Raw genomic sequence first — 13,654 nt, 5'->3', positions numbered from 1 at the left:
GCATGGCTAGGCGGTGCGCTATGCGCGTCGATGGTTCGTGTGTCCGTGCCCGGGAAGTCTTCGGGAACATGCCTACGAAGTGCCGACGATCTTTCCATTGCGTGCCAATGTAACGGAAGCCGATGCACGAAGCATGCCAAACCAAACGGATCGCGGAGGATATGGCTAAGAAAGACGGGGCCATCGAGGTCGAAGGACGAGTAGTCGAGCCGCTGCCCAATGCGATGTTCCGCATTGAGCTCGAGAATGGCCACAAGGTCCTCGCCCACATCAGCGGAAAGATGCGTCAGCACTACATTCGCATCCTCCCGGAAGATCGCGTTGTCGTGGAGCTCTCGCCCTACGACTTGTCGCGCGGACGCATCGTTTACCGCTACAAGTAACGAACTTCCCGGACCTGACCTGGGTCAGGGAGAAGTATGTCCGCTGTGGTTCGTCGCAGCGGGCTGCGACAAAACAGGAGATCAGCAGACGTGAAGGTTCAGCCGAGCGTCAAGAAGATCTGCGAGAAGTGCAAAGTGATCCGCCGTAACGGTCGGGTCATGGTGATCTGCGAGAACCTGCGTCACAAGCAGCGTCAGGGCTAGATCTAGCTTTTCGAAGATCTGCTTGGCAACAAGCAAAAGAAGACCTTCCAGTACCAGCCGTCGTCTTACGAGACCCCACGCGATCGTTCACCGATCGACGAAGGTCGGACTGCGGTTCACCCCCGGCACGGAGGCCGGGGCCCCACTGAGTTAGTTGATGAGATCAACGGCGTCCACCGGACGATGGTTACTCGACAAGAGGCACAGGGGATGGGCTGGGAGCAGACCTCCGCACACCGATAGGAAATGCCACCATGGCACGTCTCTCTGGTGTCGATCTTCCTCGCGAAAAGCGCATGGAGATCGCACTGACTTACATCTACGGCATCGGCCGTACCCGCTCCAAGGAAATCCTCGACGCCACCGGCGTCAGCCCGGATCTGCGGAGCAAGGACCTCTCGGACGAGGACCTGGCAAAGCTCCGCGAGTACATCGAGGAGTCGCTCAAGGTTGAGGGTGACCTTCGCCGCGAGGTCCAGGCCGACATCCGTCGCAAGATCGAGATCGGCTGCTACCAGGGCCTGCGCCACCGTCGTGGTCTGCCCGTGCGTGGTCAGCGCACCAAGACCAACGCCCGTACCCGTAAGGGTCCGAAGCGCACCATTGCCGGCAAGAAGAAGGCGAAGTAATGCCCCCGAAGTCACGTAGCACCGGTCCGAAGAAGACCCAGAAGACGCGTCGCAGGGATAAGAAAAACATCCCGCACGGCGCCGCTCACATCAAGAGCACCTTCAACAACACCATCGTGTCCATCACCGACCCCGCCGGAAATGTCATTTCCTGGGCGTCTTCGGGACATGTCGGCTTCAAGGGTTCGCGTAAGTCGACTCCCTTCGCCGCTCAGCTCGCTGCTGAGAGCGCTGCCCGTAAGGCGCAGGAGCACGGTGTCAAGAAGGTCGACGTCTTCGTCAAGGGACCGGGCTCCGGTCGCGAGACCGCGATCCGTTCCCTCCAGGCCGCTGGCCTCGAGGTCGGCACCATTTCCGATGTAACCCCCCAGCCGCACAACGGCTGCCGTCCGCCCAAGCGGCGTCGGGTATAGCGGGAAGGATAGGTAGAAAAAAATGGCACGTTATACCGGACCCATCACCCGCAAGTCGCGTCGTCTGCGCGTCGACCTCGTTGGAGGCGACCAGGCATTCGAGCGTCGCCCGTACCCGCCCGGACAGCACGGCCGCGCGCGTATCAAGGAGAGCGAGTACCTGCTCCAGCTGCAGGAGAAGCAGAAGGCCCGCTTCACCTACGGCGTCATGGAGAAGCAGTTCCGTCTGTACTACAAGGAGGCGAACAACCGCCCCGGTAAGACCGGCGAGAACCTGCTCCGCATCCTCGAATCGCGTCTCGACAACGTCGTGTACCGCGCCGGACTTGCTCGCACGCGCCGTCAGGCACGTCAGCTGGTCACGCACGGTCACCTTCTCGTGAACAACAAGAAGGTCGACATCCCCAGCTACCGCGTATCGCAGTACGACATCATCGATGTCAAGGAGAAGTCGCTCTCCACGCTTCCCTTCCAGGTTGCGCGCGAGACCGTCGGCGATCGCCCCGTTCCCGGCTGGCTTCAGGTGGTCGGCTCGCGTCTGCGGATCCTGGTTCACCAGCTTCCCGAGCGCGCGCAGATCGATATCGCTCTGCAGGAACAGCTCATCGTCGAGTACTACTCGAAGTAAGGTGCCTCGCACCCTGTGCGCCTTTCCGGTAGTTCCGATTACCGGAAAGGCGCACAGGGCCGCAGGCCCTTTCCCATCGTGGGCGTCAAATAGTGGACGTCCGTACAGGAGGAAATACCAATGCTCATTTCTCAGCGACCCACATTGACCGAAGAGGTCATCGCTGATAACCGCTCGAAGTTCGTCATCGAGCCCCTGGAGCCAGGTTTCGGGTACACGCTCGGCAATTCGCTGCGCCGCACGCTGCTCTCGTCGATCCCCGGCGCTGCTGTCACCAGCATCCGCATCGACGGCGTTCTCCACGAATTCACCACCGTCCCGGGTGTGAAGGAAGATGTCACCGACATCATCTTGAACCTCAAGGGCCTCGTCGTGAACTCCGAAGAGGACGAGCCGGTCACCATGTACGTCCGCAAGCAGGGCCCCGGCGCTGTGACTGCAGGCGACATCGTGCCCCCGGCCGGCGTCACCGTGAACAACCCTGATCTGCACATCGCCACCCTGAACGACAAGGGAAAGCTGGAGATCGAGCTCGTCGTCGAGCGCGGTCGCGGCTACGTCCCTGCCGTCCAGAACAAGGCGTCCGGCGCAGAGATCGGCCGCATCCCGGTCGACTCGATCTACTCGCCGGTGCTCAAGGTCACCTACAAGGTGGAGGCAACACGCGTCGAACAGCGCACCGACTTCGATCGGCTCGTTCTCGACGTGGAAACGAAGAACTCCATCACCGCACGGGACGCGCTCGCTTCGGCGGGCAAGACCCTGGTTGAGCTCTTCGGCCTGGCCCGTGAGCTGAACGTCGAAGCAGAAGGCATCGAGATCGGACCCTCGCCCGCCGAGGCCGATCACATCGCTTCCTTCGGACTCCCCATCGAGGATCTGGACCTCACGGTTCGCTCCTACAACTGCCTCAAGCGCGAAGGTGTTCACACCGTCGGTGAGCTTGTCGGCCGTACCGAGTCCGATCTGCTCGACATCCGCAACTTCGGACAGAAGTCCATCGACGAGGTCAAGGTCAAGCTGCATTCGCTCGGCCTGTCCCTCAAGGACAGCCCCGCATCCTTCGATCCCACCACCGTTGCCGGCTACGACGCCGCCACCGGAACGTGGAGTGACACTGATGCCGGTTCCTTCGGCGATGCCGACGGTACCGAGGACTACGCCGAGACCGAACAGCTGTAGCAGCTCAGGTCCTTTACTAGGAGATCATCATGCCCAAGCCCAAGAAGGGTGCCCGCTTCGGCGGGTCGGCTTCGCACCAGAAGGCGATTTTCGCCAATCTGGCTACCGCGCTCTTCGAGCACGGTCGCATCACCACCACCGAGTCCAAGGCCAAGGCGCTGCGCCCCTACGCCGAGAAGCTCGTCACGCACGCGAAGGCCGGCACGCTGGCTCACCGTCGTGAGGTGCTGAAGGTCATCCGTAACAAGGATGTCGTTCACACCCTGTTCGCCGAGATCGGCCCGTTCTACGCGGACCGTGACGGTGGATACACCCGTATCATCAAGACGGTTCCCCGTAAGGGCGACAACGCTCCGATGGCGATCATCGAGCTCGTCAAGGAAAAGACCGTCACCTCCGAGGCCGACCGCGCTCGTCGCGTCAAGGCATCGCAGGATGCTCCGGCCGCTGAGAACGTCGTCGAGGCTGTGGCAGCCGACGCGACCGATGCCGAGGTCGAGAACGCTGACGCAGTTGTCGAGGCTATCGAGGACGAGACCGCTACTGCGGCCGACGCTCCCGAAGCCGAAGAGGCCAAGAAGGACTAGTTCCCTTGGTTTCGGCACACGTCGAATCGAACGAGCCCGCCGCTCCCCTCGGGGACGGCGGGCTCGTTCGATTGCGGCTCGACATCTCTTACGACGGCACCGATTTTTCGGGCTGGGCTCGGCAGACCGATCTGCGCACGGTGTGTGGGGAGATCGAGGACAAGTTGGGAACGGTGCTGCGGCAACCGGTTACGCTGACCGTCGCCGGACGTACCGACGCCGGTGTCCATGCGAGTGGTCAGGTTGCGCACGTCGACGTCCCGGCCGGTAGTCTGCCCGACGATCCGTCCAGGTTGGTACGCCGGCTGGCCCGGTTCCTGCCCACGGACGTTCGGGTCAAAGCTGTGTCAGTCGTCCCGCCGGAGTTCGATGCGCGTTTCTCCGCCATGCGACGCTATTACCAGTACCGCGTCTCCAACGCGATGTTCGGCGTGGAACCGTTGCGTGCCCGAGACACGGTGTCGTACCCGAAACCACTGGATCTCGATGCGATGCAGGTGGCGTCGGCCAGACTGCTCGGATTGCACGATTTCGCGGCGTTCTGCAAGCGTCGAGACGGGGCGACGACGGTTCGCGAACTACAGCGGTTCGACTGGGCGCAGGACGGCACGGTGTTCACGGCGTTCGTGAATGCGGACGCGTTCTGCTGGTCCATGGTTCGCAGTTTGGTGGGCGCTGTTCTGTCGGTGGGTGAGGGTCGACGCACTGCGGACTGGGTAGCCGGCCTCTTGGCCGAGACTTCTCGTTCCAGTTCGATCCTGGTGGCACCGGCGCACGGTTTGTCGTTGGTGCGAGTCGACTATCCGCCGTACTCGGAGTTGGCGGCGCGCAACGCGGTCACCCGCGACACACGTGAGCTTCCGTCATCGGGTGGTTGCTGCGGCGGTTGAATCGGTCACGTACCCGAATGCCCTCACACTCGTCGCGAGTGAGAGGGCATTCGGGTACGTCGAGCTATCCCGCGAGCTGGCGGGCGATCACGAGACGCTGAATCTGATTGGTGCCCTCGAAGATCTGTGTGATCTTGGCTTCTCGCATGTATCGTTCGACCGGGAAGTCCTGGGTGTAGCCATACCCACCGAATACCTGGACGGCGTCGGTGGTGACCTTCATGGCAGCGTCGGTGGCCACCAGCTTTGCCACGGAAGCGTTGCGCGAGTACGGAACTCCGGCGTCGCGGCGGCGGGCGGCGTCGAGGTAGGTGGCGCGTGCGGAGTCGACCGCCGCGGCCATGTCGGCGAGAACGAATCCGAGTCCCTGATGATCGATGATTCGCTTACCGAATGCCTTGCGCTCCTTGGCATATGCGACGGCGTCGTCGAGGGCGCCCTGCGCGATACCGACGGCGACCGCGGCGATGCCGAGCCGTCCGGAGTCGAGTGCGCTGAAGGCGATGGGTAGGCCCTGTCCGCGTGCGCCGACGAGCCGTTCCTCAGGGACGAAGGCGTCGTCGTAGTTCGCGGAGGCGGTCGGGACGGCGCGCAGTCCCATCTTCTCTTCCGGCTTGCCGAAGCTGAGACCTTCGGTGTCCTTGTCGACGAGCAGACAGGAGACGCCGCGTGAGCCGTCGTCGCTGGTGCGGGCGAAGAGGTTGTAGAAATCGGCTCTTCCGCCGTTGGTGATCCAGGCTTTGGATCCGTTGATCCGGAATCCGCCCTCGACGGCTGTGGCTTTACACGACAGCGCGGCGGCATCGGACCCGGCCTGGGCCTCGGAAAGGCTGTAGGCGCCGATAGTGTTGCCGCCCAGCATGTCCGGTAGCCACTTGGCTTTCTGCTCGTCGGTGCCGTAGGTGAAGAGCGGGAAGCAGGAGAGGCTGTGAACGCTGACGGCCACGGCCACGGCGGCCCATCTGGCCGCGATCTCTTCGAGTACCTGGAGGTAGACCTCGTACGGTTGATCGCCGCCACCGAATTCTTCGGGGTAGGGAAGGCTGAGGAGACCGGCCTGGCCGAGCGCGGGGAAGACGCCTTCGGGGAACTTTTCTGCCTTCTCGTACTCGTCGACCTTGGGGGCGAGCACTTTGTCGGCGACGTCACGAGTGAGGTCGATCAGGTCACGCGATTCTTGGTTGGGCATGAGGCGTTCGACGGGCACGGTTAGCTCCTCGTGATGTGGATAGTACTGAAAGCGATACTGCAGTACTGTACGCGGTATGGCAAGAGTGGACCGCACGGCGACCGCACGTAGGGCTCAACTGTTCGACCAGTTGAGCGACCTCTTTCGGGGCGACGGTTTCGCACATCTGACGCTCGACGAGATCTCCGCGCGCTTGCATTGTTCGAAGAGCACCCTCTACACGGTCGCGGCGGGCAAGGACGACCTGGTTCGCGCTGTCACGGTGCATTTCTTCAAGTCCGCCACCGATGCCGTCGAGCGGGCAGTCGAGGCCGAGCGACACCCGGGTCGTCGGGTGGGCGTATATCTGGAGGCGGTCGGCGACCAACTTTCCGCGGTGTCGCACCAGTTCATGGAAGATCTGGCGCAGTCGCCGTCGGCCCGTCAGGTGTACGAGACGAACACCGCGTTCGCGGCGAACCGGGTACGGGAACTCATCGTGCACGGTGTGGAGTCCGGGGCATTTCGGGAAGTACACGCGTCGTTCGTGGCCGATGCCGCCGCCGCGACGATGGTGCGGATACAGCAGCGCGAGGTGTATCGAGCGACGGGACTTGACGACGCCCAGGCATATCGTGAACTTGCTGCGCTGATCACCACCGGCATCGCCGTCTGACGGTCGAGTAGCGTTAGCGCACATGACCGAAGTCAACGTCGAGATCATCGTCGGTTCGGTACGCGCCGGCCGTATCGGGCGAGCTGTCGCGGACTGGTTCGCGGAGCAGGCCGTCGCCAAGGCCGGGTGGAATGTGACGGTGCTCGATCTCGTTGATGCGGCATTGCCGGTCGATTTCTCGGTGACTTCCGCAACTGCGGAGTTCCGTGAGCGTATCGGGCGAGCAGACATTCTGGTAGCGGTGACGCCGGAGTACAACCACGGTTACCCGGCCGCGTTGAAAACGGCATTCGACTCGGCCAAGTACGAATGGCGCGCGAAGCCCATCGGATTCGTCTCGTACGGTGGCATCGCAGGAGGTCTGCGCGCCACCGAACAGCTGCGACAGGTGGTGGCCGAACTGCATATGGTCTCGGTGCGGCAGAGCGTTAGTATCCACCAGGCGCGTAAGCGATTTCGCGACGGTCGCGCCGTCGTGGACCCGGTGAGCGTCGATGCCTGCGCGAAGATGATCGAACAACTGGATTGGTGGGGGCGTGGATTGCGTGACAGCCGTGAAACCGCCGAATATCCAGGTTGAAGAGTCAGGCGGGCGTCGCTGCGGCGCGCGGACGGCCGATGAACGTGGTTTCCGCTGCAATGGTGACCAAGGTGAGCTCGACTGCCTTCGTGCCGGTGCGTACGGTGATCTTGTCGCCGAGCGCGTACGGCTGCACCATCGAGATCTCCGGATCCCCGGTCGGCCACTGACGAGGATGTCCGTAGACGTGGATCGCGGTCACGCCTGCCCGCGGCGGCAGTCCCTCGACTCCGTCGAACACGACGGTATCGAAGGCGGACTCGGGATTGTTTCCCTGCCCGGACACACGAAGACGATCCGGCGCTCCGATCGAATCGACGAGTGACGACCAGTTCGACGGCCGGTCGGTATGTACGAGTACCCGTGCGCCGGTGGCGACCGCCCGGAAGATCAACTGTTGGGCCAGATACAGCTCGCCCGCCACGAATACCACGTTGACGCCGGGCCCGAAGATGCGAGCCATGACGCCGTGACCGTTCTCGTCCGATCCCACCAGTTGCCCGCAACCGGCCACGGGCAGTGCGAGAGAGTCGAGGGCGTCGAGGTGCATGGTGCCGGCCGGTGAGATCGAGTCGAGCGTCGTTATCGCCGTCGGTAGATTGGTCAGCAACGAGTCGCGCTGACGTCCGCGCAGTGACACGAGTCCGGCGAGCGGTGCCGACGACGGCGGATTCAACGTGGTGAAACGGCAGGTGGCGCTGATCTTCACGCTGGAGTTCCGGTCGCCCGGCCGCAGTCGAATCGTGACCGAGGTCCCGGACGTCGACACTGCCCAGATCTTGGCCAGTGTGGCCGCCGTGATGAATGCCGGGTCGATTCCGTAGCCGTAGTTGGACACTCCGGGCAGTGGTGTGTTCCGCCAGGTCTCGGTGATGTCGGCGATCGGTGTCCCGCGGGTGACCTGGGCGGTCGACGACGCGATTTCGGGGGCGGTGAGAATGCGTGCGGAACAGCCGGCACGGTCGAGTACGCGCACGATCCGATGGGTGGCGATGGTGACGGCGCGCCCGGCACCCTGCTCGCCGCCACCTCGCCGCGCTGCCGCCGCGTGCCCGGTGGCTGCATCGAAACGTACTGCAAGCCAGACACTTCTGATTGCAGTTGCAGGCAACGGCCCGATCAGCCGGTCGTAGACGTCTGTGGCGGCGGTCCCCGACGCCATTCGGTACCCGTGTGCGACTATGTCGATGCCGCTCAGTGAAATGTCGTGCTGGTGAAGGCAGTCGGCTATCGCCGATGTCGGCAGCGGATGCGATGCGTCGAACGAATGCCGGGCGACTCGGGTGAGGTAGTCGTGCGGGGCGGTGACGGCCACGACCGCCACCAGGGACGGCCCGTCGACGCACAGTCCGATGGATTGTTCGTCGTGTGTCTCGAAACTGACGACGGTGCCGGGATCGGTCGATCGTCGACGTTTGAACCGGAAGAAGGTCCTGACCCAGGATGTTGTGGACCAACCACCTATATGAAGCATCGCGAACAGTACTGCGCCGCAACCGACTCCGACCGCCCAGTGCCGGCCGAGGCCGGCCGCGAGCACGACGAACGCCACTCCTGTTCCCACGATCTGTGCGCACACGAACTCTCGTGCGGTCGATCTGTGTGAAGCCGGCCAATGCTTCAACCGCGATCGGTGCAAGGTCCCTCCCCGAATGCCTGACCAGTCGTGGGTCGAGCACGGCCCACTGTTTCCACCCCAGCGAAACTGTACTGTGTCCTGTCAGGGGATGGGAGTAACGGGGGGATGATGGCTGCAACACCGACAACTCGTTGGCAGGTCAACGGGTACCGGTTTCTGGTTCGGCGGATGGAACACGCGCTGGTTCGACGTGACGTGCGCATGCTGCACGATCCGATGCGATCGCAGTCGAGGGCCTTCACCGTGGGAATTGTGCTCGCGACGCTCGGTCTGGCCGGCTGCGCGATTTTGGCACTCTTTCGGCCGCAGGACAAGATCGGAAACGCCGATATCGTGATCGCAAAGGACTCGGGGGCGATGTTCGTCTCCATGGAAGGCACGTGGCGACCCGTCTTGAACCTGGCGTCGGCGAGGTTGATCCTCGGATCCGCAGCCAAACCTGCCGTGGTGAAGGACGCCGAGATCGCAGCGAAGCCGAGAGGGGCACTGGTGGGCATACCGGGAGCTCCGTCCGCACTACCGCAGGCCTCGTCTCCGACCAACGCGTCGTGGTTGATCTGTGACACGGTCGCCACTGGGGGAAGCCGTTCACTGAGCTCGTCGGTGCTGGTCGGAGAGCCCGAAACAGGCTCTTCCGCATCATATCTGGGCAGTGATCGTGCGCTCCTGGTGACGGCAGGTCGGGACACATATCTCGTCTACGACGGAAGGCGTGCGCGCATCGACGTCGGCGATCCGGCAATCACCCGGGCGTTGGGTTTGGAGGGGGCGCCATCGCGGCCGATCAGCCCGGGAATGCTCGATGCGATCCCGGAGGTGTCGAGCCTGCGAGCTCCTCCCATCCCCGGGGCGGGCACGCCGCCGAGGTACTCGTTGCAGAACAAGACCGTGGGATCGGTGGTCAAGCTGTCCACCGGCGGTGACCCGCAGTTCTACGTTCTGCTCACGGACGGTATCCAGAAAATCAGCCCGGCGGTGGCTCAACTGATCTATTTCGCGGATTCCCAGGGCGCCAACGGAATACCCGAGGTGACACCGGATGCGGTCAGCTCCATTCCGTCCGTCGACGAAATCGCGGTGGCGGACCTACCTGTCCTCGCGCCGGAGATCGTCGACGACAAGTCGGCACCTGTCTCCTGCCTGCAGTGGCAACCGGTACCGGTATCGGACGGAACCCAAGGCACTGCGGCCACGTTGACCGTCGTTGCCGGCCGGGAACTCCCGATCTCCGCGTCGGCCCGTCCCGTCACGTTGGCGCAGGCCGACGGCGCCGGCCCCAACGTCGACTCGGTGTACGTGCAACCAGGCCGAGGTGGATTCGTCCAGTCAACCGGAATCGAGGCGGACAGCATTCGTCGAGACAGCGTGTTCTATCTTTCCGACACCGGTGTCCGCTACGGCGTCCCGGACCAGGAGTCCGCGAATGCGTTGGGGCTCAGTCGTGCTCCTGATCGCGCTCCGTGGCAGATGTTGAAGTTACTTGCTCCCGGTCCGACCCTGGAGCGCTCGAATGCATTGATCGCGCACGACGGGGTGGCCCCTGATTCTGCGCCGGCTGCTCCCGTGAACTGATCGAGGTGAATCCGATCAGTGTGCGCTGCGTTCCGACATGCGTCGGCGGATCGGAACCGAGGCGAGGACGGCCAGTACGGTGACGACAGCGACGGCGCCGGCGCCGATCAAAGCGGTGTCGCGGGCGCGGGTATCGGCCGCAGGTATCGGCGGTAAGGGTGAGATCGCAACGGACCGATGATCGATGGTTGGACCCACCTCGGGAAATTCGGCGGTCACGGCCGCGAGCGGATCGACGACTCCGTACCCCAGGTACGGATTCCAGCCCTGGGCGGGGGCATGCGCGGTCGCTTGTATTCTTCGGATGACCTGCGCCGCATTCAATTCCGGATATCTCGACCGAACCAACGCCGCGGTTGCCGCGACGAAAGGCGCCGCAAAGCTCGTTCCGTCGAACGGTTCGGAGGCACCGTCCGAGCCGTTCTTTCCATTGGTCAACCCGGGTTCGGTGGGGCTGAGTGAGACGATGCCGGTTCCGGGCGCCGCTACACCTACCCAGGGACCGCCCAGGCTGAATGTACTGGCAGACCCGTTGGGGTCGACTGATCCCACGGTGAGGACGAAGTCGTCATACCACGCCGGACTTGCGATGGTGGTGACCGATTGCCAGAGATCATGTCCGGGGCGAAGCGGGTCCGGTGGGGGATTTTGGGTCTTGCATCCACCGGAACCGACGTTGCCTGCGGCCGCCACGACAACCGCGTCCTTGACCACGGCGGCGTATTCGACAGCGGCACCGAGGCGGCGGTCGTCGATGCCGTCCGATGCGCTCTTGCACGCGACTTCGGAAATGTTGATGACGGTGGCGCCCAGGTCTGCGGCGTGACGAATCGCAGCGGCCATGGTGTTCACGTCTCCGTATCCGGGAGAGTTCTCGGCGACATCAGGTGCCTGCGAACTGCCTGCCGCAGAGAAGGCGGCACTGGATTGCCGGATCGCGATGATCTGGGCGTCCGGCGCACCACCGGCGAACCCCGATCCCGCCATCGGTTGGGCGGCAATCAGACCGGCGACCACGGTTCCGTGCACATCGCAGTCCTCGGTACCGTCGGACGTGCCGACGTAGTCACCACCTGCTTCGAGAGTCGGTAGTCGCGGATGTCTACCGACTCCGGTGTCGATCACCGCAACTCGCTGCCCGCCGCCGCGGGTGATCGGCCACACGGACTCGAACCCGAGGCTCAGTTGGGCGAGCGGAACGTCAGGGCCGTCTCCTGCGGAGGCCGCCGAAAAACACAGCGAGCGTTGCTCGGTGGGCTGCGGTGGCGCGGGCGGGAGGCCTTCGGGCAGCGCGCTCGAATCGATCGGAGCCGGAGTGATGGCGAGCGCCGGGCTCTGACCGAGGAGCAGGGTGAGAGCGGTGGTGGTCGTCATTGCCGCGATTTCGGCCCATCGAAGTCCCATGTCGATCTACTCGCGCTTCAGAGCCCGCGCATGGTGGCGAAGAGTCCGCCAACCCAGCAGACGAGTGGAACCACTGCGGAAATCGCAGCGAGGTCGATCAACTCGGCAGTTCGGCGCATCACCGGGCTGAATATCCTTTGGGGCGCGAGGATCCCGACCACCAGTGCGAACAGTGCGGTTGCCATGCAGGCACCGAAAACGATCACAGCGTTGGCGACGTGAATCCATGCCACCCGGCCGAGGACGACGAGGACGATGGCGATGCCGGCGCCGATGAGGGGGACGGCCTGATGCGCTCCCGCGAACGTTCGTCCGCGAAACATCAACACGACCGCGGTGACAGCGGCGAGCAGGGTGTTCTGCCAGATGATGCCGGTTCCCGGGCGCGGTATCGCAACGGCGACGGCAGCAGCGGCTGCTACCACGGCTGACGTGACCACCAGGCCGGTCAGATAATTGCGGGCGATCGACGCGCGCTCGGTCAATTCGGCCAGACTCGCAGGTTCGGGTTCAGGTGGCCCGTTCGGATCGTCGCCGAGGGGGTTGGCCGGTGCAGGCACCGGCGGCAACGGAAGACGCGCCGACAACATGGACAGTCGTGCCGAGAACGTGATCACCAGCAACGCCACGGCTATGCAGACGGCGCAGACAGTGGCAACCGGAATGCGGGGAAATGCGGTGATAGCACCGAAAACGGCTGTGGCGGAGAGCGTGATTCCGAATGCTGCCGTGAACACGGCCAACCCGGTTCCGCACAATCGCAGGCACAAGAGCGAGACGGCAGCAGCGAGGGCTGTTCCCAGCATGAAGTGCGCTGCTTCGATCGTGCCCGGCACGAGGAGAATCCCGGATGCGAGTGCCGGCGACATCGACATGCAACCGAGGGTGATGGCTCCCGCTCCGTCATGATAGACACGAGCGAGCACCACCGCGATGATTGCGAACACTGCCGCCACCGTCAGAGCGCAGAGCGCGCCGACCAGTTCGGTGGAGCCGAGGACCAGCGCGAGAGAACCGATCGCCGACGCGATGATGCCGACGCTCGATCCGGTGATGCGCGCGGTTCCGGGTGTCCATCGACGATAGTCGTCCGCCCCCGCTGCGGCGACGGTGTACATGACGTCGTCGAACAACGGCGCCGGTGCGGCGCTGTCGGCTGCTTCCAGAACCAGTAGTTCACCGTCCCGAATTCCGTGTTCGTGAAGAGACAGTGCGGGTGCCAGCGGCGCCCGACCCACTCTCGCCAGAGTCCAGTCGACTGGTTCGAGTTGCTCGGCGGAGTCGTCGAATTCGTTGATCTCCCGATGGCTCACGATGGTGTCCACAATGCCCGGAATCGCGAGTGTCAGCGGGATATGCAGGGGCACTGCAAGATCCACCTGAGAGTGTGCAGAAAGCACTGTCAACCTGCACAGTTCAGCTGACAGTGCCAACCGTTGTGCATTGCCGGCCTGCACAGTGTTCGAAGCTTCCGAGATGGTCACAAACTAGTCCCCTCCTACAACGCGATTTCCCCCGTCGCGCCACCAACTTCACCGAACTTTACGACACGAGCCGTGCGGACGGTGCCTCGACGGTTCGGATCGGGCGCCATGTCGGCGTCATGGTCTACGCTCTGTCGGTACGATATCTCTGCCATGGGGGGCAGTTCGGCTTCGGCCGATGGGGTTGTGTCGTCGCGGGTGGGTCCGCGGCACGG

Annotated in this window: 15 protein-coding genes; 11 read left to right on the top strand and 4 right to left on the bottom strand. The window is 63.7% G+C overall.

Annotated features, from left to right (window positions below; translation table 11 throughout):
• The first annotated feature begins 161 nt into the window (after positions 1 to 161).
• The 8 genes from infA (at position 162) to truA (ending at position 4,916) form a co-directional block, all read left to right on the top strand.
• A complete protein-coding gene (gene infA, locus ABH922_RS16030) occupies positions 162 to 383 on the top strand; it encodes a translation initiation factor IF-1 (RefSeq protein WP_003418601.1) in 222 nt (73 codons plus the stop codon).
• 90 nt (positions 384 to 473) lie between these two features.
• Entirely contained in the window at positions 474 to 587 is a 114-nt protein-coding gene (gene rpmJ / locus ABH922_RS16025) for a 50S ribosomal protein L36 (protein ID WP_003938068.1), read from the top strand.
• Positions 588 to 841: 254 nt separating this feature from the next.
• Complete coding sequence (gene rpsM / locus ABH922_RS16020) at positions 842 to 1,216, top strand: 30S ribosomal protein S13 (protein WP_003940834.1); 375 nt, start codon at positions 842 to 844, stop codon at positions 1,214 to 1,216.
• On the top strand, positions 1,216 to 1,629 hold the full coding sequence (rpsK, locus tag ABH922_RS16015; RefSeq protein ID WP_003940683.1) for a 30S ribosomal protein S11: 414 nt from the start codon (positions 1,216 to 1,218) through the stop codon (positions 1,627 to 1,629). Before rpsM ends, rpsK begins: the two co-directional genes overlap by 1 nt.
• Before the next feature lie 22 nt (positions 1,630 to 1,651).
• Positions 1,652 to 2,257, top strand: a complete 606-nt coding sequence (gene rpsD / locus ABH922_RS16010; protein ID WP_003940769.1) for a 30S ribosomal protein S4 — start codon at positions 1,652 to 1,654, stop codon at positions 2,255 to 2,257.
• Between the two features lie 120 nt (positions 2,258 to 2,377).
• Positions 2,378 to 3,439: a DNA-directed RNA polymerase subunit alpha gene (locus ABH922_RS16005; protein ID WP_424807859.1), complete on the top strand. Its 1,062-nt coding sequence runs from the start codon at positions 2,378 to 2,380 to the stop codon at positions 3,437 to 3,439.
• Between the two features lie 29 nt (positions 3,440 to 3,468).
• Positions 3,469 to 4,026 (top strand): 50S ribosomal protein L17, encoded by a 558-nt coding sequence (gene rplQ, locus ABH922_RS16000; RefSeq protein WP_424807858.1) that lies wholly within the window; start codon positions 3,469 to 3,471, stop codon positions 4,024 to 4,026.
• Between the two features lie 5 nt (positions 4,027 to 4,031).
• The gene (truA, locus tag ABH922_RS15995; RefSeq protein ID WP_424807857.1) at positions 4,032 to 4,916 is read left to right on the top strand and encodes a tRNA pseudouridine(38-40) synthase TruA; all 885 of its coding nucleotides are present in this window, start codon (positions 4,032 to 4,034) and stop codon (positions 4,914 to 4,916) included.
• A gap of 64 nt (positions 4,917 to 4,980) precedes the next feature.
• Here truA and ABH922_RS15990 read toward each other — a convergent pair whose 3' ends face one another.
• On the bottom strand, positions 4,981 to 6,123 hold the full coding sequence (locus tag ABH922_RS15990) for an acyl-CoA dehydrogenase family protein (RefSeq protein ID WP_424807856.1): 1,143 nt from the start codon (positions 6,121 to 6,123) through the stop codon (positions 4,981 to 4,983).
• Positions 6,124 to 6,181: 58 nt separating this feature from the next.
• On the opposite strand from ABH922_RS15990, the gene ABH922_RS15985 reads away from it, so the two are divergent.
• A complete protein-coding gene (locus tag ABH922_RS15985) occupies positions 6,182 to 6,760 on the top strand; it encodes a TetR/AcrR family transcriptional regulator (RefSeq protein ID WP_424807855.1) in 579 nt (192 codons plus the stop codon).
• Between the two features lie 22 nt (positions 6,761 to 6,782).
• Positions 6,783 to 7,340, top strand: a complete 558-nt coding sequence (locus ABH922_RS15980; protein ID WP_424807854.1) for an NADPH-dependent FMN reductase — start codon at positions 6,783 to 6,785, stop codon at positions 7,338 to 7,340.
• A gap of 4 nt (positions 7,341 to 7,344) precedes the next feature.
• Here ABH922_RS15980 and eccE read toward each other — a convergent pair whose 3' ends face one another.
• Complete coding sequence (eccE, locus tag ABH922_RS15975) at positions 7,345 to 8,964, bottom strand: type VII secretion protein EccE (protein WP_424807853.1); 1,620 nt, start codon at positions 8,962 to 8,964, stop codon at positions 7,345 to 7,347.
• A 123-nt stretch (positions 8,965 to 9,087) separates the two neighbouring features.
• On the opposite strand from eccE, the gene eccB reads away from it, so the two are divergent.
• The gene (gene eccB, locus ABH922_RS15970; RefSeq protein WP_424807852.1) at positions 9,088 to 10,551 is read left to right on the top strand and encodes a type VII secretion protein EccB; all 1,464 of its coding nucleotides are present in this window, start codon (positions 9,088 to 9,090) and stop codon (positions 10,549 to 10,551) included.
• Positions 10,552 to 10,566: 15 nt separating this feature from the next.
• On the opposite strand, the gene mycP is transcribed toward eccB, so the two are convergent.
• Positions 10,567 to 11,955 (bottom strand): type VII secretion-associated serine protease mycosin, encoded by a 1,389-nt coding sequence (gene mycP / locus ABH922_RS15965; RefSeq protein WP_424807851.1) that lies wholly within the window; start codon positions 11,953 to 11,955, stop codon positions 10,567 to 10,569.
• A 17-nt stretch (positions 11,956 to 11,972) separates the two neighbouring features.
• Entirely contained in the window at positions 11,973 to 13,412 is a 1,440-nt protein-coding gene (gene eccD / locus ABH922_RS15960; protein ID WP_424809693.1) for a type VII secretion integral membrane protein EccD, read from the bottom strand.
• Positions 13,413 to 13,654 lie beyond the last annotated feature (242 nt).

This window comes from Rhodococcus sp. 27YEA15 (assembly GCF_049739425.1).
GTDB lineage: Bacteria > Actinomycetota > Actinomycetes > Mycobacteriales > Mycobacteriaceae > Rhodococcus_F.
This window is presented reverse-complemented; position numbering and strand designations above follow the sequence as displayed.